The organism is Mesorhizobium sp. M1307 (genome assembly GCF_040318155.1).
Lineage (GTDB): Bacteria > Pseudomonadota > Alphaproteobacteria > Rhizobiales > Rhizobiaceae > Mesorhizobium.
The window spans coordinates 218,603-239,778 of the sequence record NZ_JAMYLR010000006.1 but is presented as its reverse complement, the minus strand read 5'-3'; the positions used below and the strand labels follow the sequence as shown (position 1 = coordinate 239,778).

Sequence of the window (21,176 nt, the reverse complement as noted above, 5' to 3'; positions counted from 1 at the left end):
AGGAAATGGCAGTCGCTCCTTCGCTCAACTGCCTCTCCAAAGAATCCTTTCTCAGCCTAAACTCAACCCCAAAATCGCCATATGCGATTCCCCTGCCACGAGAGGGGGGGAGATTGAATGTCACGTATCGTTTCGCCAATCGCGAATGTTGAAAGAGAGGCGCTACCGGCGAAGCTACCGATCTCCCCCCTTGAGGGGGAGATGGCCGGCAGGCCAGAGGGGGGTGGCTTGGCGCAAACATCCGACGAGGCTTGAGCCCTACTTGCTCATCGCCGCAAGCCACTCATCGACCCAGGCCTTGCGGTTGGCCGCGACGTCTTCCGGGCTGAACAGCAAGGTCTTGGTCGGCTTGACCAGCTTGTCGAACGCCGGGTTGAGCGGCTTGTCGGTTTTGCCGGCCGGGAACATCCAGTTGGTTTCGGGAATGACATCCTGGAATTTCGGTCCGGTCATGAAGGCAATGAACTTTTCTGCCAGCGGGTTCTTCGCACCCTTGGTGGTGATCCCCGCAACCTCGATCTGCAGATATTCGCCCTCCTCGAAGGACGCCGCCTGGTAGCGCTCGGTGTTTTCGGCGACCATGTGGTAGGCCGGCGAGGTGGTGTAGGACAGCACCATCGGCGCCTCGCCCTTGGTGAACAGGCCGTAGGCCTCGCTCCAGCCCGGCGTTACCGTCAGCACCTTCGCCTTGAGTTTGGCCCAGGCTTCCGGCGCCTTGTCGCCATAGACCGACTTGACCCACAGCAGCAGGCCAAGGCCCGGCGTCGAGGTGCGCGGATCCTGGATGACGATCTTCTCTCCGGCATCGCCCTCGACCAATTCCCTGAGGCTCTTCGGCGGGCTCTTCAGTTTTTCGGTATCGTAGACGATGGCGAAATAGCCATAGTCGAACGGCACAAAAATATCGTCGCTCCAGCCGCCCGGCACACTGACGCCCGATATTGCGCCATGCGGCGAAAACAGGCCGGTTGCCTTGGCATCCGCCGTCAAATTGGTATCGAGGCCAAGTACGATATCGGCCTTGGTCGCGGCGCCTTCCAGCTTCACACGGTTGAGCAGCGCCACGCCGTCGGCGACCGAGACGAATTCGACGACGCAACTGCATTCGGCCTCGAAGGCCTTCTTCACCGCCGGTCCCGGACCCCAATCGGCGGTGAAGCTTTCATAGGTATAGACCGTCAGCCTATCCTGTGCCGATGCCTGCCCTGGCAAGGCGAGCGCGGATGCCGCAAGCAGGACAATTGAGACAAGAGAGTGGAAAAAACTGCGCATCGGCGCCTCCTTCGTTCGCGTTGAAAGGAATTGAGGCGTCGGGCTGTCCGAAACGTCTAATCCCTCCGCCGGTACAAACCGGATCAGGTTCAGCGGGTTGGCAGTCTTGCCTCTCAGCCGGTCCGCGAAAATCGCGTCCGGCACCCCGTTAGAGCGTTGCAACACATAGGCCCGGCGGAAGTGCTGCGCAAGCGGAAGTTTGCCGGGCATCCAAAGCCCAGCCTTCCGTTTCGTCTGCCGTTTCATCTTCCGTTTCCGGGGCAGGGCTGGTAAGGGCCACGAGATATGAGCACATTCACCATCCTGCTTGGCGGCGATCTCATCCGCACGCCGCTGCTCGACCGCCAGGTCGAAGGCTCGCGTGTCATCGCCGCCGATGCCGGCATCGGCCATGCCCGCATGCTGGGCCTGAGGCCGGAACTCTGGGTCGGCGATTTCGATTCGGTGCCTGCCGAGTTGCCGGAGGATCTGGCCGCCGTGCCACGGCAGGTGTTTCCCGCCGAAAAAGACAAGACCGACGGTGAACTCGCTATCGCCGCCGCACTCGAACGTGGTGCGACCAGCCTTGTGCTCGCAGGCGCCTTCGGCGGCAAACGTACCGACCACATCTTCCTGCATCTGGCGCTGAGCGTCCGGCTGGCGGAAGGCGGGACGGAAGTGCTTTTGACCAGCGGCGCACAGGAAGGCATTCCCTTGCTGCCGGGAAAGACTGACTTCGACTATGCCGACGGCACGCTGTTTTCGGTGCTCGGCTTTTCGGATCTCGCCGGCCTGACAGTCACCGGCGCCAAATGGCCGCTCGACCATGTCGAGGTTGCGTTCGGCTCGTCGCTGACCATTTCCAACGAGGTCAGGGGCCGGTTGGAAATCGCGCTGGCCAGCGGCCGCGCGCTGCTGCTCGCGCATCCCTATCCTCTTCCGGAAAGCTGAGCCCAGAAAGCTGACATGGCGCCGCCGCTTCTCAATCTCGACGGAATAAAGCTGACCTTTGGCGGCACGCCGCTGCTAGACGATGCCGCCCTGACAGCCTCAGTTGGCGACAAGATCGCCCTGGTCGGCCGCAACGGCTCTGGCAAGTCGACGCTCCTCAAGATCGCCGCCGGGCTGATCGAACCGCAGGACGGCGAAGTCTTCCGCCAGCCATCGGCGACCGTGCGCTACTTGCCGCAAATGCCCGACATGGACGGCTTTGCGACTGTCCGCGCCTATGTCGAGGCGGGGCTCGGGCCGGCCGACGATCCCTACCGCGCCACCTACCTGATGGAGCATCTCGGCCTATCCGGCGAGGAACGGCCGAACGACCTCTCCGGCGGCGAGGCGCGGCGCGCCGCCCTCGCCCGCGTCATGGCGCCGGAGCCCGACATTCTCCTCCTCGATGAGCCGACCAATCATCTTGACCTTTCGGTCATCGAATGGCTGGAGGAGGAGCTTGCCCGCACCTCCTCGGCATTGGTCGTCATCTCGCATGACCGCCGTTTTCTCGAGCGCGTGTCACGCGCCACAATCTGGCTCGACCGCGGCCAGACCCGCCGTCTCGACAAGGGCTTTGGCTATTTCGAGGAATGGCGCGACACGGTGCTGGAGGAGGAAGAGCGCGAGCAGCACAAGCTCGGTCGCCAGATCGTCCGCGAGGAGCACTGGCTGCGCTATGGGGTGACAGCGCGGCGCAAGCGCAACATGCGCCGGCTCGGTGAGTTGCAGACCATGCGCCAGCGCTTTCGTGGTCATCGCGGCGCCGAGGGTGCGGCGACGATGACAGCCAGCGACGCCGCCGAATCCGGCAAGCTGGTGATCGAAGCCAAGAACATCGAGAAGAGCTTTGGCGATCTGACCGTGGTCAAGGGATTCTCGACCCGCATCCAGCGCGGCGATCGCGTCGGTCTGGTCGGGCCGAACGGCGCCGGCAAGACGACGCTGTTGAAGATGCTGACCGGCGAATTGAAGCCGGACGCGGGCACGGTGCGGCTCGGCACAAATCTGGAGATCGCCACGCTCGACCAGAAGCGCGAAGCCGTCGACCCGCAGGAGACATTGGCGCAGTATCTCACCGACGGGCGCGGCGAGAACCTCGTCATCAATGGCGAGCAGCGCCACGTCGTCTCTTACATGAAAGACTTCCTGTTCAAGCCGGAACAGGCGCGCACGCCGGTGCGCGAGCTTTCAGGCGGCGAGCGGGCACGGCTGATCCTCGCCCGCGTTTTGGCGCGGCCGGCAAACCTGCTTGTGCTCGACGAGCCGACCAACGATCTTGACATGGAGACGCTGGAGCTGCTGCAGGAACTGGTCGCCGGCTTTGCCGGCACGGTGATCCTGGTCAGCCACGATCGCGATTTCCTCGACCGCACCGTGACCAGCATTATCGCGCCGGATGGTGACGGCCGCTGGATCGAATATGCCGGCGGCTATTCCGACATGCTGGCGCAGCGCGGCGGCACCAGGCTGGACGACCGCAGGGCGCGGCCAAAAGCAGAAGCCGGTGAAGCGACGGCGGCAAGCAGGAACGAAGCGGCCGCACCGAAGGGCCCGGCCAAGAAACTGTCGTTCAAGCAGAAATTCGCGCTGGAATCGCTGCCCAAGAAGATCGAGGCGGTGTCGGCCTCGATCTCGCGGCTGGAGAACAACATCGCCGATCCGGCCTATTACGAGCGTGACCCGGCCTCGTTCCAGAAGACGATTGCCGCGCTCGACAAGGAGCGCGTCACACTGGCAGCGCTCGAGGAGGAATGGCTGGAACTGGAAATGCTGCGCGAGGAGATGGAGGGGTAATTCGCGAGTTCAAGCACCTTGTCATTGCGACTAGAGAGGAATGCGCATATGTTATGCGCATACTGTGGAGGTGATCATGCGCAAAATTGCTGTGAATGCGGTTCGCCAGCCGGCAAATCTGTCGATCGACTCAAAGCTCATGAAGGAAGCCAAGGGGCTCGATGTGAATGTCTCGCGCGCCGCTGAAGCCGGCATCGCCGAGGCCGTGGCCGCCGAAAAGACGCGGCTGTGGAAGCTTGAGAACCGCGCGACGATAGATGCGTGGAACGAATATGTCGAAAAACACGGTATTCCGCTGGCAGAACATCGGCAATTCTGATGGCGCGCTACGACGTCTTCGCGGGTAGCATCGAAGGCGGCTATCTCCTCGACGTCCAGGCCGATCTGCTAGACCATTTCAAGACCCGGGTGGTCGTCCCGCTTCTGCCGGCTGCGATGGCGCCATCACCAATGCGAAAGCTCCACCCGATTTTCGAGATCAATGGTCGGAAATTGGTCATGGCCACCCATTTGATCGCCACGGTTGCGGCGACGGAACTGGGCGAGAGCCGACTGAATCTGACGAGGCATCACGACGAGATCGTGGCCGCGCTCGATATGCTGTTCCAGGGCTTCTGAACTGCTGGGGAGCTTCGGGGTGGCGGACCGTCTTCACCCCGCCGTCTTAGTCTGCCAGGCCTTCAGCGCCTCGTCGAACACCTTCTCGCCTGGAATGCCCTTTTCCATGGTGAGCAGCGCCCGCCGCCCGGTCTTGTAGACGACCGGCACGTCGATCCAGTCCTGGCCTCTGAGCAAGGTCAGATTGGCGTCTTCATCCGCCTTGGTATCGTTGAGCGCAACCAGGAAGAAACCGTCGGCGATCTTGGCCGGGATGCCGATCAGCGGGCTTCCGGCATCCTGCTCGGAGCCCTTCATGGCGACACGCAGGATGTTGTCGACGCCGCCGCCCTCGAAGCCGTCAGGCGTCAGGAAGATCATCTCGATGATATGGCTGGCCGGCAGCGTCTGGTCGGTGTTGCGACGGATCGTCATGCGCAACTGGATATCCTTGCCTGGAATGGTCGCCTCGGCGCGGATCGCCGGCTCGGGCGGCAAGTCGCCGCCGGGCGATTCCTGCACTAGCGACCAGACGATGTTGCCGGGCTCGGCCGAGCCTTGAGCGGTGCTGGTGCGCTCCTCGTAGAAGATCGCCTTCTGGCCGACGGCCAACGTGGCTTGCGGCGGAACTGCCGTTGGTGCCGCTGCCGGTGCGGGCGGCGGGGCGGCCGCTGCAGCATCGGCCGGCGCTGCTGCCCCGTTGGCGGGCGGCGTCGCGGGAGTTGGTGCAGCGGACCCATCGACTGCTGGAGCATTGGCCGTGGCTTGCTTGTCGGCGGGTGCGGCCGGTGCCGGCGCGGCGGGTGCCGGGGTGGTCGGCGCCTGTGCGGCCGATGGCGGCGTGGTCAGTGCGGCGACGGATTCGCCTTCGCCGATGCCCGCCTGCCCGGCCGCGGGGCCGGGATCGACTTCGTGGCCCTCGGGCGTCAGGCGCGGCGTGTACTTAGCGCCCTCGCCGGCCTCCGTCGGAGGCGCGGCGGCCGGTACGGCCGCATCGGCCTCCGGCTTGGCCGGGGCTGGTTTTACCAGCGGTTCGGTGGCGACGGCTTTGGTCGAGTCGAGGCCGAGCATGCTGCCGAACGCATCCTTGTTCAGCCAGATGCCATAGCCACCACCGGCAATGACAAGCAAGGCAATGGCGGCGGCGATCAGACCGCCATAGCTGCGCCTGCGCTCGGCAGGATGGAGCCGCTGGAACGTGTCCTCCGCGGGGCCGCCGTCGTTGGAAAAGTCGTCGCCCCGAAAAACGCCGTCTTGGCCGTCAGCCGTCGGAAGATCCATATCGGACGGCGGCGGACCAGCGCGCTCCTGAGAAAGAGCGACGGGCTGCGGCTTTTGCCAGTTCGGCGCCGGCTTGGCGGGCGTGGGCTGCCAGGCTGGCCCGGTCTTTGCCGGCTCGGTCTTGGCCGGCTGCCATGCCGGCTCCGTCTTTGCTGGCTGTCGGATATGGCTGGACTGGTTCTTGTTGCGGTCGATGGAGGAGAAGATGTCCTCCAGTTCCGCCAGCGGGTCGGGTGGCGGCGCAGGCTTGGCATAGTCCCGCTCGACTTTGGCGATGGCGTCTTCCAGTGCACGCATCTGCCGGTCGACATCGGAAGGCGTCATCGTGGCCTTCTCTGCCAGTTGTTTCGCGATTGACGAACGGGCCCTGTCATAGACCCTGGCGCGCACTTCCGCCGACGGCTCACCGAGTTTATCGAGCGCCTTTTTCAGAATAGGAACAAAATCTACCATACGTCAGTCGACCTGCATTTGTTTCTGGGCCGGCCCCCGCAAATCAGCCGCAATGCCCGGAAGGCTGAGAAACTAGTCTTGAAACGGATCGGTCACAAGTATCGTGTCGTCCCGTTCAGGGCTGGTGGAAAGGAGTGCGACCGGCGCGCCGATCAGCTCTTCGATGTAGCGGACGTACTTCACCGCCTGGGCCGGCAGGTCGTTCCAGCTGCGCGCGCCGGCAGTGGTGCCTTTCCACCCCTCCAGCGTCTCGTAGACCGGTTCGACGCGGGCCTGCGCACCCTGGCTGGCCGGCAGGTAATCGATCGCCTCGCCGTCGAGTCGGTAGCCGGTACAGACCTTGATCTCGTCCAGCCCATCGAGCACATCGAGCTTGGTCAGCGCAATGCCCTTGATGCCGTTGACGGCGACGGCCTGGCGGACCAGCACGGCATCGAACCAGCCGCAGCGCCGCTTGCGGCCGGTGACGACGCCGAATTCATGGCCGCGCGTGCCCAGGAACTCGCCGATCTCGTTCTTCTGTTCGGTTGGAAACGGGCCTTCGCCGACGCGCGTCGTATAGGCCTTGGTGATGCCGAGCACATAGCCGATGGCGCCCGGCCCGACACCCGACCCGGCGGCGGCCTGACCGGCAACCGTATTGGACGAGGTGACGAACGGATAGGTGCCGTGGTCGATGTCGAGCAACGTGCCTTGCGCGCCCTCGAACAGGATGCGCTCGCCGGCGCGGCGCTTGTCGTCGAGGATTTTCCAGACGCGGTCCATATAGGGCAGGATCTCGTCGGCCACCGAGATCAGCTCGCTCATGATCGCCTCATGCGTGACCTCGGCATGGCCGAGCCCGCGCCGCAGCGCATTGTGGTGCGTCAGCAGCCTGTCGACCTTCAAGGGCAGCGTTTCCAAATCCGCCAAATCCATCACCCTGACCGCGCGCCGGCCCACCTTGTCTTCATAGGCGGGACCGATGCCGCGACGGGTCGTGCCGATCTTCGTTCCGGAATTGGAAGCGGCGTCCTCGCGAAATCCGTCCAGCTCCCGGTGCAAGGACAGGATAAGCGCGGTGTTTTCGGCTATTTTCAGGCGGTCTGGCGTCACCTCGATGCCCTGCGCCTTCAATTTCGCAACCTCCGCGACGAAAGCGTGCGGATCGAAGACGACGCCATTGCCGATGATGGAAAGCTTGCCTTGCCGCACCACGCCGGACGGCAGCAGCGACAGCTTGTAGACCTTGCCGTCGACGACCAGCGTGTGGCCGGCATTGTGGCCGCCCTGGAAGCGCACGACAACATCGGCGCGCTCCGACAGCCAGTCTACGATCTTGCCTTTGCCCTCATCGCCCCATTGCGAGCCGACGACCACCACATTGGCCATATTTCTTTTCCCTTGAGACGCCGCACGAGCAGCTTGAAACAATTCGAAACGATAGGCCTCTATCGCATCGGCCCCCAAAATCGGAATCGATTTTCGGAAAAGCACGACGCGAGATTAAAGCCTTCCGACGCGTACTTTGTAGCGTCCAATTGCACGCACGTCGCTCTATAGCGTCAAGACCCGGCGAGCGCGACCACTCTTTGCCGCCCAAAACGCTCCGAGGCACAACAATTTTCGTCTTTGACATCATTTACTTGGGCTGGCGGTCGCAATAGGCCCACACCGACCGTCAAATTCCCTCTGCCTGGCCGGGAGTTCACGATGCATCGAGCCGCCTATCTGTTCCTGCTGTGCACCACCTTGCTGTGGGGCGGCAACTCCGTGGCGGGAAAGCTGGCGGTCGGTCATATCTCGCCGATGACGCTGGTCTTCCTGCGTTGGCTGCTGGCGGTTCTGATCCTGCTGCCGATCGGCTGGGGAACGCTACGCCAAGACTGGCCGGTGGTGCGCAGGCACTGGTTGCTGCTTGGCGGGCTCGGCGCTTGCGGCTTCGCCTTTTTCAATGCGATCTTCTACACGGCGCTCAACTACACGACGGCGATCAACGTCTCGATCGAGCAGGCGGCGATACCGATCGTGATCATCATCGCCAATTTCGTGCTGTTTCGTCTGCGGGTGAACCGGGTGCAGATGGCTGGCGTCGTGCTGACCATCATTGGCGTCGCGGTGACGGCGAGCCATGGCGACCTGCGCCAGCTTCTCAAGCTGGATCTCAACTTTGGCGACGCGATCATGCTGGTCGCCGTGCTTTGCTACTCCTTCTATTCGGTGGGGTTGCGGCTGAAGCCGGTCATCCGCTGGCAGAGCCTGATGCTGGCGCTGTCGGTTGCCGCACTCGTCACATCGCTGCCTTTCTTCCTGTGGGAGATTGCCGCCGGCCAGGTCATCGTCCCCGATGCCCGCGGCTGGGCGGTCGCGTTCTATACCGCCATCGGTGCTTCGGTCATCTCGCAGATCTTCTATATCAGGGGCAACGAGCTGATCGGCGCCAACCGGGCCGGCCTGTTCATCAATCTGGTGCCGATCTTCGGTACGCTGCTATCGGTGCTGATTGTCGGTGAGACATTCCAGCTCTATCAGGCGCTGGCTCTCGCGCTGGTGCTCGGTGGCATCAGCCTCGCCGAATACAGCGGACGGAAGATGGCGGCATCCGCTGCTGAATGAAGTCGCTTGCCGCGACGTTCCGCCGCCCCGCGTGCTGCTGCACACGGGGCGGCCGAATTTCAGGCTATCCCCACATCGAAATGCAGCCGCTTGGCGGAGTCGATCGATTTGTGCGAGCGCACCTGCGCCAACACGTTTTCCGGGAACGGCGCATCGAGATAGAGCAATGCGATGGCATCGCCGCCCGGCCGGTTGCGGCCGAGCTGGAAGTTGGCGATGTTGACGCCGTTCTCGCCGCACACCGTGCCGAGCAGGCCGATGATGCCGGGCGCGTCGGCATTGGTCGTGTAGAGCATGTGCTGGCCGACCTCTGCGTCGAGATTGATGCCCTTGATCTGGATGAAGCGCGGCTTGCCGTCCGAAAAACAGGTGCCGGCGATCGAGCGCGTCCTGTGCTCGGTCTTGACCGTCAGCTTGATATAGCCGTCGAACACGCCCGACTTGTCACGCTTGACCTCGGCGACGATAATGCCGCGCTCCTTCACCATGATCGGCGCCGACACCATGTTGACGTCGGAGACCTGCGGCCGGATCAGCCCGGCAAGGGTGGCACTGATCAGCGCGCGCGTGTTCATCGTCGCGGTCGAGCCGTCGAACAGTATCTCGACCTCCTTGATCGGATCCTCGGTGACCTGTCCGACAAAGGCGCCGAGCACTTCGGCAAGCTTGACGAAAGGTTTCAGCCGCGGCGCCTCTTCGGCGGTGATCGACGGCATGTTGATGGCGTTGGAAACGGCGCCCTTGATCAAATAGTCGGACATCTGCTCGGCGACATGCAGGGCGACATTCTCCTGCGCTTCGGTGGTCGACGCGCCGAGATGCGGCGTCGCCACGACATTCTCCATGCCGAACAGTGCGTTGTTGTCCGCCGGTTCGACCTCGAACACGTCGATGCCGGCGCCGGCCACCTTGCCGCTCTTCAGCGCCGCGATCAGGTCGGCCTCGACGATCAGCCCGCCACGGGCGCAGTTGATGATACGCACGCCGGTCTTCATCTTGGCGATCGCCGCGGCGTCGATGATGTTGCGCGTCTTGTCGGTAAGCGGCGTGTGCAGCGTGATGAAGTCGGCGCGGGCGAACAGCTCGTCGAGCTCGACCTTTTCGACGCCGAGCTCCTCGGCGCGGCTGTCCGACAGGAATGGATCGAAGGCGATGACATGCATCTTCAGGCCGACGCCGCGCGTAGCGACGATCGAACCGATATTGCCGCAGCCGATGATGCCCAGCGTCTTGCCGGTGATCTCGACACCCATGAAGCGGTTCTTTTCCCATTTGCCGGCGTGGGTCGAGGCGTTGGCCTCCGGTATCTGGCGGGCCAGCGCGAAGATCATGGCGACGGCATGCTCGGCGGTGGTGATCGAATTGCCGAAGGGCGTGTTCATCACGATGATGCCCTTGCGGCTCGCCGCCGGGATGTCGACATTGTCGACGCCGATGCCGGCGCGGCCCACGACCTTCAGCCTGGTCGCGGCATTGATCAGCTTCTCCGTGACCTTTGTCGCCGAGCGGATGGCCAGCCCATCATACTGGCCGATCACTTCGAGCAGTTTTTCCTTGTCCTTGCCGAGATCCGGCAAATAGTCGACCTCGATGCCGCGATCCCTGAAGATCTGCACGGCGGTGGTGGAAAGTTTGTCTGAGACGAGAACGCGGGGCATTGGCTTGGTCCTTTGCGATTGGCGTCCCTCCCCCTTGAGGGGAGGGTCGGCGCGAAGCGCCGGGGTGGGGTCGTTGCGGCCGGATGCGGCCAAATCTTTTTCTTTCTGGATGGCGGATCGTTGAGCGGGTGGAGGCGACCCCACCTGGCCCTTCGGGCCACCCTCCCCTCGAGGGGGAGGGAGTCAGGCCGCCGCTTTGAGCGACGCCTTTTGCGCCGCAAAGGCCCAGTCGAGCCAGGGCAGCAGCGCTTCGAGATCGGAGGTCTCGACTGTCGCGCCGCACCAGATGCGCAGGCCGGGCGGTGCATCGCGGTAGGCGCCGATGTCGTAGGCGACGCCTTCCTTGTCGAGCACCGAGACAATTGCCTTGGCGAACGCAGCCTGTCCATCGGCGTCGAGTGCAGCGACTTGCCGGTCGGTGAAGGAAAGGCAGACCGATGTGTTCGAACGCGTCGCCGGGTCTACGGCAAGATGGCCGAGCCAGGAAGATTTTCCGACAAAGCGATCGAGAACAGCGGCATTGGCATCCGCTCTGGTGACCAGCGCGTCGAGGCCGCCGATCGACTTCGCCCAACGCAGCGCGTCGAGATAGTCTTCGACGCACAGCATCGACGGCGTGTTGATCGTCTCGCCCTTGAAGATGCCTTCGATCAGCTTGCCCCCCGAGGTGAGACGGAAGATCTTCGGCAGTGGCCAGGCCGGCTTGTAGCTTTCCAGGCGTTCGACGGCGCGCGGGCTGAGGATCAGCATGCCGTGCGCGCCCTCACCGCCCAGCACCTTCTGCCAGGAGAAGGTGACGACGTCGAGTTTCTGAAAATCGAGCTGTTGCGCAAAGGCCGCCGAAGTCGCGTCGCAGATGGTCAGGCCCTTGCGGGTGGCCGGGATGAAATCGCCGTTCGGCACGCGCACACCCGACGTGGTGCCGTTCCAGGTGAAGACCACGTCGCGGTCGAAGTCGATTTTGGTCAGGTCCGGCAGTGCGCCGTAGTCCGCCTCTAACCTGCGAACATCGGCGAGCCTCAGCTGCTTGACCACATCGGTGACCCAGCCGGAGCCGAAGCTCTCCCAGGCGACCATGTCGACGCCGCGTTCGCCGAGCAGCGACCACAGCGCCATTTCGACCGCGCCGGTATCCGAGGCCGGCACGATGCCGATGCGGTAGTCCGCCGGAACCTGGAGGATTTCCCGGGTCAGCTCGATCGCTTGTTCGAGCTTGGTCTTGCCGATCTTGGCGCGGTGCGAGCGCCCGAGCGCGGCATTTTTGAGCGCCTCGACCGACCAGCCGGGGCGTTTTGCACAGGGACCTGAGGAAAAATTGGGATTTGCCGGACGGAATCCGGGCTTCGTATGCGTGGTCATCGTGGTCTATCCTTCCAGATAGTGGCCCCTCGTTGGGGAGGGGTGGCCCACGGATGGCGATATGCGTTCAGGCTTTCGGCGTCAAGGGGAAAGTTTTTGTCGCTGTCGGGATACTGGCCGCCTTTGGCGAAAATGCCATAACGCAAACGGCGGGCCAAAGACCCGCCGCTGCAATGCGTCCGGTTGAATCGTGCCTACCAGAGATCGTAGCGTAGTCCGACTTTGACTTGATGATTGTTGATCCCTTTGCGGATCGGAAAAGAAGTCAGACTCTCGGCAGTCACATATTCGGCGTCTGGCGCGGAAAAATACTGATAGCCCAGATCGACTGAGACGTTCTTGGACACTTGGTACGCAAGCCCGGCATTCAGCGTGTAGGCGAAGGAGTACTGGGTCTTGTTGTCACGCCGGACGAAATCGTCGGTGGGGTCGGCGTTGTCGGTGAAGTAGCTCGCCGACAGGCGACGCTTGCTCTGCACGACACCGACACCGGCGCCGAGATAAGGTGTGATTCCGACATAGGTGCCAAGGTCGACATAGCCGTTGAGTATGCCTGAGAAGGCATAGTTCTTCAGGGTCGCCGATGCCACGGTCGTTCCGTCGTTATAGCCGACGTCGATCTTGTTGCCGGGAAGATAGCCGACATTGAGATCGGCGCGCAGATAGTCGTTGAAATGGTAGCCGAAGCCAATGCTGGCAAAGATGGGATCTTCCTTTTCGTCGAAGCTCGCGGGTGTGAAGGCGAAATGCTCATCCTTGAAGCTCTTCTGCACCAGATAGGAGACATCGCCACGCAGATACCATCCCGAGCCAACCTCGACCGGTACATAGTCGGGCGCCTGGTCGACATAGACCGGCGGTTCGTAATCGGCGCCAAGCGCCGGCGTCAGCGGCACCAGGACGACTGCTGCAAGCGCCAGTGCTACAGGCGATTTGAATGTCATGGTCCTCGGCTCCCGAACTTGGCGCATTCGCGATCGCGCGCCGTTTCAGACAGCATTGTTAACCATAGTGGTTAAGTGCGGGTTAAGGATAACAAGGCGTTAGCAATTGATTTGATCCGCCTTCGCTCCTCGAGCCGGACGGTGTTGCAGAGCGCCGCAGCATGTTTAGGCAGCCAAACGAAACCGCCCGGCATCAGCCGGGCGGTCAACGAATTCCTCGATTTCGAAGCGACTACTTGGTGTAGACGGGCTCGGGTTCCGGAACATAAGGTTCCGGTTCAACGCAGTCCGATCTGCCGAACTGGTAGCGCAGGCCGCCGCGCACCTCATGAACATTGATGCCATTGTCATAGCCGGGGCCGACGCCGCTGCCGAAGTCGAACATCTTCCCACCGTTTATATGGCTGTAGCGGTAGCCGACGTCGAGTTTGACGCGATCGGTCAAACAGTAGGATGCGCCAACCATGGCAGCATAGGCAAAACGCCAGCCCTTGCCGCCGTGGTGGAAGAATTCACCGTCTTCATCGCTGTTGTGGAGTGTATCCCACTTAACCCAGGCGCCGCCGATGCCGGCGCCGACATAGGGCGTGATACCGTGCCATGTGCCGATATCGACATAGGCGTTGGCGAGCAGCAGCAGCGCGGTATAGGACGAGGTGTCGACCGAAGTACACGGATCTCCATCAAGGCAGATGCCGCTGGTCGAGCCGCGGAAGGTGGATTTGCTCATCCAGTCCGCGGTCAAGTCGGTGCGGAAGTGCCGGTCGATTTGATAGCCAACGCCGGCACCGGCCGAGAAAGCACTCTTCAGCTTGCCGCTGTCAAAAGTGCCGGTTCCGGGAGGCGGTCCGTAGGTGATATAGTCGGCGCCGCGAAACTTCGACCAGTGATAGTCGATGTCGCCACGGATATACCAGCCGCCAAAGTCGGCCGGCCGCTCGTAGGCGATCGGTGGCGGCGCCTCCTCGACGACGGGCGGCTCGACGAAATCGGCGGCGAATGCCGGCCCGGCGCCGGCAAACAGCGCGGCCAGGAGAGCCATTCTTGCTGTGTTGAACATGCTTTATCACCCCTGAGAACCCTCGAACGGCGAACGCGCCCGAAATGTGATTGACCTCAGTTGTGGATAATGAATCGGAAAGGTTAAAAGGCGTTTAACCGTATTGATTAACCACGAATCACTAAAAGTGGAGCAATCTGGCGGCCGTTGCTGCAGGCGGAGCTGGCCGCGACTCAATAAAATGCCCGCCGGCAAGGCGGGCTTTTGAACCGATGTTGGAGGGAGATCAGGCGGCGCTGCGCGTTTCCGAAATGACCTCGACGATGTCGTTGACCACGGACTCGACAAGCTGCGGGTCGTCGCCCTCCGCCATGACGCGGATGAGCGGCTCCGTGCCGGATGGCCGGATGACCAGGCGCCCGGCCTTGCCGAGGCGATTGCGCGCATCTTCGATCGCCGCCTTGACCGGCGCCTCCTGCAGCGGCTTGCCGCCGGAAATATGCACATTCTTCAAAAGCTGCGGCACCGGCTCGAATTTCTTCGACAGTTCGCTGACCGGCCGGTTATGGCGCTTGATGCAGGCGAGCACCTGGAGCGCCGAGACGAGCCCGTCGCCGGTAGTCGAGAAATCGGACAGCACGATGTGGCCCGACTGTTCGCCGCCGACATTGAGCCCATGGGCACGCATGTGCTCGACGACATAGCGGTCACCGACCTTGGTGCGATGCAACTGCAGGTTCATGTCGCCGAGGAAGCGTTCGAGGCCGAGATTGGACATCACCGTCGAGACGACGCCGCCGCCGGCCAGCCGTCCGCTCTGGTGCCAGGATTCGGCGATCAGTGCCATGATCTGGTCGCCATCGACGATCGCGCCGTTTTCATCGACGATAACGACGCGGTCGGCATCGCCGTCGAGCGCAATGCCGATATCGGCGCGCACCTCGTGCACCTTCTTTTGCAGGCCGGCCGGATGAGTCGAGCCGCATTCCTTGTTGATGTTGAAGCCGTTGGGCTCGACATTGATGGCAACGACCTCGGCGCCGAGTTCCCACAGCGCGTCGGGCGCCACCTTGTAGGCGGCGCCATTGGCGCAATCGACGACGATGCGCAGGCCCGACAGCGACATCGAGCGCGGCAGCGTGCGCTTGGCGAATTCGATATAGCGGTCATGCACGCCGTCGACGCGTTTGGCGCGGCCGAGCCCATCGGAATCGGCGAGCGCCAGTTCGATATCCTTGTCGAGCATCCCCTCGATACGCTCCTCGATCTCATCGGACAGCTTGTAGCCGTCGGGACCGAACAGCTTGATGCCGTTGTCGTAATAGGGGTTGTGCGAGGCAGAGATCATCACGCCGATATCGGCGCGCAGCGAGCGCACCAGCATGGCAACAGCCGGCGTCGGAATCGGGCCGAGCAGGAAGACATCCATGCCGGCGGCGCACAGGCCGGATACCATCGCGTTCTCGATCATGTAGCCGGAAAGCCTGGTATCCTTGCCGAGCACGACGCGGTGGCGGTGGCTGCCGCGCTGGAACGAGAGGCCGGCGGCCATGCCGACCCGCATGGCGACCTCCGCCGTCATTGGAAACTTGTTGGCGCGCCCACGAATGCCGTCCGTACCGAAATAATGTCCTGCCATGTTCGCCAGCTTCCCGATGGTTCTTTCCGAGCATCTCATGCCATAAAATGGCCCAAGCCCCGTCATCACATTGTATGATTATGGACGACCAATCCTTAGAAAATTGTTGTTTTGTGTGTTTTACGTCACGCTAGTGTGTTGATTTTCAAGTTCCGAGCCCTTGTTGCGGCAGCAGCATCAGAAACATCAACTCAAACCTCATCTGGATCCTTTGGGCTGTGGCAGTGTGGCCTTGAACCCGAATCCGCATCGTGCTGCTCCAGACAGCGGTGGCTCAGGTCCGCCGCAGCCGCCGATTTGACTGGCTGTCATTCGACGCAGTGTCCTCGCTGGGAACCAGCCATAGGCGCGCGCTCCGTGCAATGCACCCGGACGAACTTGGCGGGGAGACGGTCCCGGCAACGAATTCATCACCTTAAAGAAAAGAATGCACTTCTAAATTTGTCTCTACGCTACTTAGCATCTGGCGCAACCAGCCGTTGAGCGCTATTGCTGCACTGGGACATATCATGAACCGCCGCAGGGAGAAAACGCATGCTCATCCACCGACTTGCCACTTTGACGGGTCTTGCCGTCGCGACTTTATTCCTGGCGGCGCCTGCCAGCGCGCTGACCATGGCCGAGTGCAGCACCAAGTATAACACGGCCAAGGACGCGGGAACGCTTGGCGGGCAGAACTGGAACCAGTTCCGCAAGGCCCAATGCGGCACCGATGCTTCCGCCGCTACAACCGAACCCGCGCCAGCCAAAGCCACGGCCAAGGCTGCCGACACGACCAAGGCAGCCGCCGCCGACGATGCGGCGCCGGGCCTGACGGCGAAGGAGTGCAGCACCAAATACCAGGCCGCCAAGGCTGCCGGCACGCTCAACGGCATGAAGTGGAACGATTTCCGCAAGACCCAGTGCGCCGCCGGCGCGACGGCAGCCGCACAACCCGCCGCCAAGACCAAAGCAGCGGCGGCCAGCAGCGATGACGCAGCGCCTGGGCTGACGGCCAAGGAATGCAGCACCAAATACCAGGCCGCCAAGGCTGCCGGCACGCTCAACGGCATGAAATGGAACGACTTCCGCAAGAGTGAATGCGCCGCCGGCGGAACTGCAGCCGCACAGCCTGCCGCGGCACCTGCCAAGGCGACGACAGCCGCCGCGACCGATACCGGCAAAGGCCTCAGCATGGCGGATTGCAGCGCCAAATATCAGGCTGCCAAGGCCGGCAACACGCTGAATGGCATGAAGTGGAACGACTTCCGCAAGAGCCAATGCGGCGCCGGCGCAGCCGACGACGACACCCTGCCGGCTCCCGACGCCAAGTACACCGGCGATCCGCAACCGCCGACCATCACCGCCCCCCAGGGCGTGAAATTCCCGACGGCGATCTCCAAGAAGTATGCAACCGAGACCCCGGCCAAGGGCCGCATGCACACCTGCCTCGACCTCTACTACGCCAACAAGGACGCCAACACGCTGGGCGGCCTCAGGTGGATCCAGAAAGGCGGCGGCTTCTACAGCCTCTGCAACGCCAAGCTGAAGAGCTGACCGGCGCCACCATCCGACGACATGAGCCCGCGAGCCGCAAGGTTCGCGGGCTTTTTTGTTGCTGCCGAACACGTGCGAAGAGCGCCATCCGCGCGCAAGCGGCGCCGCTGCCAATCGGCCCTCGTGGGGGAGATGTCCGGCAGGACAGAGGGCACTGTCCAGGGGACTGTCCCGCCGACATCGATGGTCGCCAGCACGCGCGACGCTTGGTCGAAAAGGAGCCTGAAATAAAAAACCCCGCCTCAGCGGGCGGGTCGTCAGCGCCAATTGGCACTATACCCAAATTAATAGCATAGCTGCCGGCACAAAGCAAGAACAAAATGTGGCGCCACCGGCAAAAAAATGCGAGCTTCATTCTCCGGCGCGCTTTGTCGATCTTCCCGAAATCGTCAACGAGGACGATAGAAGGCCCCATTCCTTCGCGCCCCTCTCTGTCCTGCCGGACATCTCCCCCACGAGGGGGAGATTGGCCGTCATCGTCACTTTCGCCAATTTCCAGCGATGCAGGAAGGGTCGCATTCCCCAAGAGAAAACGCCGCGGTTAGAGCCGCGGCGTTTCGAAGTCGATCTGTCCTGGACCGGAGCCTAGCTTGATGGCTGGGGTTCCATGCCGCCTTCGGGCTCGGGGCCTTTCTTGCGGCGGCCGGACTTCGGCACGGCCGAGCCGCGGCTCGGCGGCGTATCGTCGCCAAGGTCGCGCGCGGGCTTATTGCCGGCGATCAGCTGCTTGATCTCCTCGCCGGACAGCGTCTCGTATTCGAGAAGGCCCTGCGCCAGCGCGATCCATTCCTTCTTTTTCTTGGTCAGGATGGACCTTGCCGTCGAATAGGCCTCGTCGATCAGCCGGCGCACTTCGGCGTCGATGATCTGCGCCGTCTCTTCCGAGATGTTCTGCGTGCGCGCCACCGAATGGCCGAGGAACACCTCCTCCTGGTTGTCGCCATAGGCGACATGGCCGAGCTTGTCCGAGAAGCCCCAGCGCGTCACCATGGCACGCGCCAGCTTGGTCGCCTGCTCGATATCGGAGGAGGCGCCGGAGGTGATGTTCTCCTTGCCGAATTTGAACTCCTCGGCGACACGGCCGCCCATCATGATGGCGAGGCGCGAGATCATGTATTTGTAGCTCATCGAATAGCGGTCGCCTTCCGGCAGCTGCATGACCATGCCGAGTGCCCGGCCGCGCGGGATGATGGTCGCCTTGTGCAGCGGATCGGCCGACGGCACGTTGAGCGCTAGGATGGCATGACCGGCCTCGTGATAGGCGGTCAGCTCCTTCTCGGCCTGTGTCATCGCCGACGAGCGGCGCTCGGCGCCCATCATGATCTTGTCCTTGGCGTCCTCGAATTCGGCCATGGTGACGAGGCGCTTGTTGCGCCGCGCCGCCATCAGGGCGGATTCGTTGACCAGGTTCATCAGGTCGGCGCCGGAAAAGCCCGGCGTGCCGCGCGCGATCACCTTGAGGTCGACATTGGGCGCCAGCGGCACGTTGCGCACATGCACTTTCAGGATCTTCTCGCGGCCGACGATATCGGGGTTCGGCACCACCACCTGGCGGTCGAAGCGGCCCGGCCTCAGCAGCGCCGGATCGAGCACGTCTGGCCGATTGGTGGCGGCGATCAGGATGATGCTTTCGTTGGATTCGAAGCCATCCATCTCGACCAGCAGCTGGTTCAGCGTCTGCTCGCGTTCATCATTGCCGCCGCCGAGGCCGGCGCCGCGATGGCGGCCGACCGCGTCGATTTCGTCGATGAAGATGATGCAAGGCGCGTTCTTCTTGGCCTGGTCGAACATGTCGCGGACGCGGCTTGCGCCGACGCCGACGAACATCTCGACGAAGTCCGAGCCCGAAATGGTGAAGAACGGCACGTTGGCTTCACCCGCGACCGAGCGGGCGAGCAGCGTCTTGCCGGTTCCGGGAGGACCGACGAGCAGCACGCCGCGCGGGATCTTGCCGCCGAGCCGCTGGAATTTCTGCGGGTCGCGCAGGAATTCGACGATCTCTTCCAGATCTTCCTTGGCTTCGTCGACGCCGGCGACGTCCTGGAAGGTGACGCGGCCATGTGCTTCGGTCAAAAGCTTGGCCTTCGACTTGCCGAAGCCCATGGCGCGGCCGGAACCGGACTGCATCTGGCGCATGAAGAATATCCAGACGCCGAGGATGAGGATCATCGGCAGCCAGGAGATCAGGGTGCCGAACAGCGAATTGGAGCCGTCGGATTCAGGACGCGCATTGATGGTGACGTTCTTGTCCTGCAGCCGCGAAACCAGCGACGGATCCCCAGGCGAATAGGTCTGGAAGCCGTTGGAACTGTCAGTGTAGTTGCCGGAGATACGGGCGCCGGCGATGGTCACCGACTTGATCCGTCCCGCCGCGACTTCCTGCAGGAACTGCGAATAGGGAACATCGCTCGAGGCTCCACGCGTCTGCGGCGTCTGGAAAAGATTGAAGAGAGCGATGAGCAGGACCGCTATGATCGCCCAGAGCGCGAGGTTGCGATAATTCGGATTCATCAATTGTCCCGTTGGCGCCGCTGGGCGGACACGCGTCGTGAGAGGAAACTTGGCCCTAACATAGGGAGAGCGTTCCCCCTTGCCAAGCATAACAGCAGGTCTCGGTTAAGCATTTGCCCGTGGTAGGCCGGCACTGTGGCCACCGAATGGCGAGGCTGGAACCGGCGCCGCGCCAAGCAAGGCGGCGACGGCATCGGCCGGCGCCAGATCGAAGGACGGCAGGAAACGGGCGAAGGGCGCGACTGCCGGATATGCGGCGACAGCCGCCGGCATCGGGCCTTCCCCGAGCAAACCAAGGCATTCGCCGTCCCGCCAGAGCGCCGGCTCGGCGGCCAAGGCGGCACGTACAAGGCTTGCCGGCGTGCCATGCCCTTCAATTGCCCGCTTTGCGGCAAGAGCCGCCCCGAGCGGTGCTACCAACAGCGGCGCGATCAACAATGCACCTGAACTGTCGCCCAATGTGATCCGTCTGCGGCAGTCCCAAAGCGCATTGCCGGAAACCGCAACAGCGGGCGGCAGATCCCGCAATTCGCGGTGCAGAAAGATGCCCGTACGCCGGGCATCGATCACGGTCCGCGACAATGTGGCACAAAGCGGCCCGGTGCGGAACCGGCCGAAAAGGGCTTCGCTGCGGGCCTGGTCGGGAAGGAAGGCGGTGCCGCCGGTCGCCGCCAGCAGGATGCGCAGCGCATAAATGGCCGCCCGGCTGTCGGCGGCCGTCGCAAAATCCTGATCGAGGCGGACGAGGCCGGCGGCCGGCCTGGAGGCCAAGCTGCGGATCAGCATGGCCGCGCGATGTCCCAGCTGCTCACGCTCGACCGCCGCCTTTCTGGCCAGCGCTATCGCTTCAGCCACGCGAGGCGCACCATCGCCTTCGGCAAGTGCTGCGCGGACGCGCGGCCGCTCGAAAGCGGTATCGGCATTGGTCGGATCATCGATCCAGGCAACCTGTTCACGCCGCAGGAATTCGCGCAGCTGAGCACGCCTTATGCCGAGCAGCGGCCGCACGATCCAGTGCCGCCACTCGTAGAGGGTTGCCGGCGCCATGCCGGCAAGGCCCCGCCCTTCGTCGCGCGATCCATCGTCGCTTTGCCCTGCATCACTTGGCCCTCCATCACTTGGCCGCTCGTCACGCGCCCACTCGTCACGTGCTTGCCGCATCAGCACGGTCTCGGCCTGGTCGTCGGCGGTGTGGCCGGTCAGGATCAGGCCGATGCCTGCCGCTTCGGCGGCCTCGGCGAGCAGCCGATAGCGCGCCTCGCGCGCGGCGGCAGGCAGGCCGGTCGATGGTTTGTGCCCCGACCAGGCGAGGACGCGATGGGCAATGCCGCGCGCCGCGCACAGCCTGGCCACGGCTTGCGCTTCCGCTGCCGCTTGCGGCCGCAATTGATGATCGATCGTTACCGCCAGCAATTTCGTTGCCGGGGCGTTACGGTCGAGATGGGCTTTGAGGAGGAGGAGAAGGGCGGTCGAGTCGCTGCCGCCGGACACGGCCGCAACAGCGCCGTTGGAAAAGTCGATCTGCGAAAAATCCGAAAGGTCAGGCTCGGTGTCGAGCGTCATGC

Annotated in this window: 16 protein-coding genes and 1 riboswitch; of the genes, 6 read left to right on the top strand and 10 right to left on the bottom strand. The window is 63.1% G+C overall.

The genetic code is table 11. The annotated features are described in order from the left end of the window. Window positions 1–258: 258 nt before the first annotated feature. The gene (gene thiB, locus NKH16_RS10880) at window positions 259–1,272 is read right to left on the bottom strand and encodes a thiamine ABC transporter substrate binding subunit (RefSeq protein WP_352471187.1); all 1,014 of its coding nucleotides are present in this window, start codon (window positions 1,270–1,272) and stop codon (window positions 259–261) included. Window positions 1,273–1,315: 43 nt separating this feature from the next. After that, a riboswitch (TPP riboswitch) is annotated at window positions 1,316–1,430 on the bottom strand. A 127-nt stretch (window positions 1,431–1,557) separates the two neighbouring features. On the opposite strand from thiB, the gene NKH16_RS10875 reads away from it, so the two are divergent. The 4 genes from NKH16_RS10875 (at window position 1,558) to NKH16_RS10860 (ending at window position 4,656) form a co-directional block, all read left to right on the top strand. Next, window positions 1,558–2,202, top strand: a complete 645-nt coding sequence (locus NKH16_RS10875) for a thiamine diphosphokinase (RefSeq protein ID WP_352450811.1) — start codon at window positions 1,558–1,560, stop codon at window positions 2,200–2,202. A gap of 15 nt (window positions 2,203–2,217) precedes the next feature. Continuing rightward, entirely contained in the window at window positions 2,218–4,038 is a 1,821-nt protein-coding gene (locus tag NKH16_RS10870; RefSeq protein ID WP_352743001.1) for an ABC-F family ATP-binding cassette domain-containing protein, read from the top strand. Window positions 4,039–4,114: 76 nt separating this feature from the next. Further along, window positions 4,115–4,357: a type II toxin-antitoxin system CcdA family antitoxin gene (locus tag NKH16_RS10865; RefSeq protein ID WP_254816484.1), complete on the top strand. Its 243-nt coding sequence runs from the start codon at window positions 4,115–4,117 to the stop codon at window positions 4,355–4,357. Continuing rightward, a complete protein-coding gene (locus NKH16_RS10860; RefSeq protein WP_352450813.1) occupies window positions 4,357–4,656 on the top strand; it encodes a CcdB family protein in 300 nt (99 codons plus the stop codon). Before NKH16_RS10865 ends, NKH16_RS10860 begins: the two co-directional genes overlap by 1 nt. 33 nt (window positions 4,657–4,689) lie before the next feature. Here the strand turns inward: NKH16_RS10860 and NKH16_RS10855 are convergent, their stop codons facing one another. Further along, a complete protein-coding gene (locus NKH16_RS10855) occupies window positions 4,690–6,369 on the bottom strand; it encodes a hypothetical protein (RefSeq protein WP_352899255.1) in 1,680 nt (559 codons plus the stop codon). Window positions 6,370–6,441: 72 nt separating this feature from the next. After that, window positions 6,442–7,740 carry an adenylosuccinate synthase gene (locus NKH16_RS10850; RefSeq protein ID WP_352450815.1) on the bottom strand — a complete coding sequence of 433 codons (1,299 nt, stop codon included), beginning with the start codon at window positions 7,738–7,740 and terminating at the stop codon, window positions 6,442–6,444. A 321-nt stretch (window positions 7,741–8,061) separates the two neighbouring features. On the opposite strand from NKH16_RS10850, the gene NKH16_RS10845 reads away from it, so the two are divergent. Next, window positions 8,062–8,964, top strand: coding sequence for a DMT family transporter (locus NKH16_RS10845; protein ID WP_352742999.1), 903 nt, complete (start codon window positions 8,062–8,064; stop codon window positions 8,962–8,964). A gap of 59 nt (window positions 8,965–9,023) precedes the next feature. Here the strand turns inward: NKH16_RS10845 and serA are convergent, their stop codons facing one another. From serA to glmM, 5 genes are all read right to left on the bottom strand, one after another. Beyond that, on the bottom strand, window positions 9,024–10,622 hold the full coding sequence (serA, locus tag NKH16_RS10840; RefSeq protein WP_352450817.1) for a phosphoglycerate dehydrogenase: 1,599 nt from the start codon (window positions 10,620–10,622) through the stop codon (window positions 9,024–9,026). A gap of 183 nt (window positions 10,623–10,805) precedes the next feature. Next, window positions 10,806–11,981: a phosphoserine transaminase gene (locus tag NKH16_RS10835; RefSeq protein ID WP_352742998.1), complete on the bottom strand. Its 1,176-nt coding sequence runs from the start codon at window positions 11,979–11,981 to the stop codon at window positions 10,806–10,808. Between the two features lie 194 nt (window positions 11,982–12,175). Beyond that, the gene (locus tag NKH16_RS10830; RefSeq protein WP_352742996.1) at window positions 12,176–12,925 is read right to left on the bottom strand and encodes an outer membrane protein; all 750 of its coding nucleotides are present in this window, start codon (window positions 12,923–12,925) and stop codon (window positions 12,176–12,178) included. A gap of 232 nt (window positions 12,926–13,157) precedes the next feature. Continuing rightward, window positions 13,158–13,985, bottom strand: a complete 828-nt coding sequence (locus tag NKH16_RS10825; protein ID WP_352899250.1) for an outer membrane protein — start codon at window positions 13,983–13,985, stop codon at window positions 13,158–13,160. A 226-nt stretch (window positions 13,986–14,211) separates the two neighbouring features. Next, a complete protein-coding gene (gene glmM, locus NKH16_RS10820) occupies window positions 14,212–15,564 on the bottom strand; it encodes a phosphoglucosamine mutase (RefSeq protein ID WP_352899247.1) in 1,353 nt (450 codons plus the stop codon). Between the two features lie 873 nt (window positions 15,565–16,437). Between glmM and NKH16_RS10815 the strand changes: the two genes are divergently transcribed. Then, window positions 16,438–17,100, top strand: a complete 663-nt coding sequence (locus NKH16_RS10815; protein WP_502894788.1) for a hypothetical protein — start codon at window positions 16,438–16,440, stop codon at window positions 17,098–17,100. Window positions 17,101–17,685: 585 nt separating this feature from the next. Here the strand turns inward: NKH16_RS10815 and ftsH are convergent. Both ftsH and tilS read right to left on the bottom strand, forming a co-directional pair. Then, window positions 17,686–19,611: an ATP-dependent zinc metalloprotease FtsH gene (ftsH, locus tag NKH16_RS10810; RefSeq protein ID WP_023677989.1), complete on the bottom strand. Its 1,926-nt coding sequence runs from the start codon at window positions 19,609–19,611 to the stop codon at window positions 17,686–17,688. A gap of 105 nt (window positions 19,612–19,716) precedes the next feature. Then, entirely contained in the window at window positions 19,717–21,174 is a 1,458-nt protein-coding gene (gene tilS / locus NKH16_RS10805; protein ID WP_352742990.1) for a tRNA lysidine(34) synthetase TilS, read from the bottom strand. Window positions 21,175–21,176 lie beyond the last annotated feature (2 nt).

Excerpts from the sequence above, each read along its gene's own strand:
- NKH16_RS10860 (WP_352450813.1), top strand. The coding sequence starts at position 4,357 with ATGGCGCGCTACGACGTCTTCGCGGGTAGCATCGAAGGCGGCTATCTC.
- NKH16_RS10830 (WP_352742996.1), bottom strand. The coding sequence starts at position 12,925 with ATGACATTCAAATCGCCTGTAGCACTGGCGCTTGCAGCAGTCGTCCTG.
- NKH16_RS10815 (WP_502894788.1), top strand. The coding sequence starts at position 16,438 with ATGAAGTGGAACGATTTCCGCAAGACCCAGTGCGCCGCCGGCGCGACG.
- NKH16_RS10845 (WP_352742999.1), top strand. The coding sequence starts at position 8,062 with ATGCATCGAGCCGCCTATCTGTTCCTGCTGTGCACCACCTTGCTGTGG.
- NKH16_RS10835 (WP_352742998.1), bottom strand. The coding sequence starts at position 11,981 with ATGACCACGCATACGAAGCCCGGATTCCGTCCGGCAAATCCCAATTTT.
- NKH16_RS10875 (WP_352450811.1), top strand. The coding sequence starts at position 1,558 with ATGAGCACATTCACCATCCTGCTTGGCGGCGATCTCATCCGCACGCCG.
- NKH16_RS10850 (WP_352450815.1), bottom strand. The coding sequence starts at position 7,740 with ATGGCCAATGTGGTGGTCGTCGGCTCGCAATGGGGCGATGAGGGCAAA.
- glmM (WP_352899247.1), bottom strand. The coding sequence starts at position 15,564 with ATGGCAGGACATTATTTCGGTACGGACGGCATTCGTGGGCGCGCCAAC.
- NKH16_RS10865 (WP_254816484.1), top strand. The coding sequence starts at position 4,115 with ATGCGCAAAATTGCTGTGAATGCGGTTCGCCAGCCGGCAAATCTGTCG.
- tilS (WP_352742990.1), bottom strand. The coding sequence starts at position 21,174 with ATGACGCTCGACACCGAGCCTGACCTTTCGGATTTTTCGCAGATCGAC.
- NKH16_RS10855 (WP_352899255.1), bottom strand. The coding sequence starts at position 6,369 with ATGGTAGATTTTGTTCCTATTCTGAAAAAGGCGCTCGATAAACTCGGT.
- ftsH (WP_023677989.1), bottom strand. The coding sequence starts at position 19,611 with ATGAATCCGAATTATCGCAACCTCGCGCTCTGGGCGATCATAGCGGTC.
- thiB (WP_352471187.1), bottom strand. The coding sequence starts at position 1,272 with ATGCGCAGTTTTTTCCACTCTCTTGTCTCAATTGTCCTGCTTGCGGCA.
- NKH16_RS10825 (WP_352899250.1), bottom strand. The coding sequence starts at position 13,985 with ATGTTCAACACAGCAAGAATGGCTCTCCTGGCCGCGCTGTTTGCCGGC.
- serA (WP_352450817.1), bottom strand. The coding sequence starts at position 10,622 with ATGCCCCGCGTTCTCGTCTCAGACAAACTTTCCACCACCGCCGTGCAG.
- NKH16_RS10870 (WP_352743001.1), top strand. The coding sequence starts at position 2,218 with ATGGCGCCGCCGCTTCTCAATCTCGACGGAATAAAGCTGACCTTTGGC.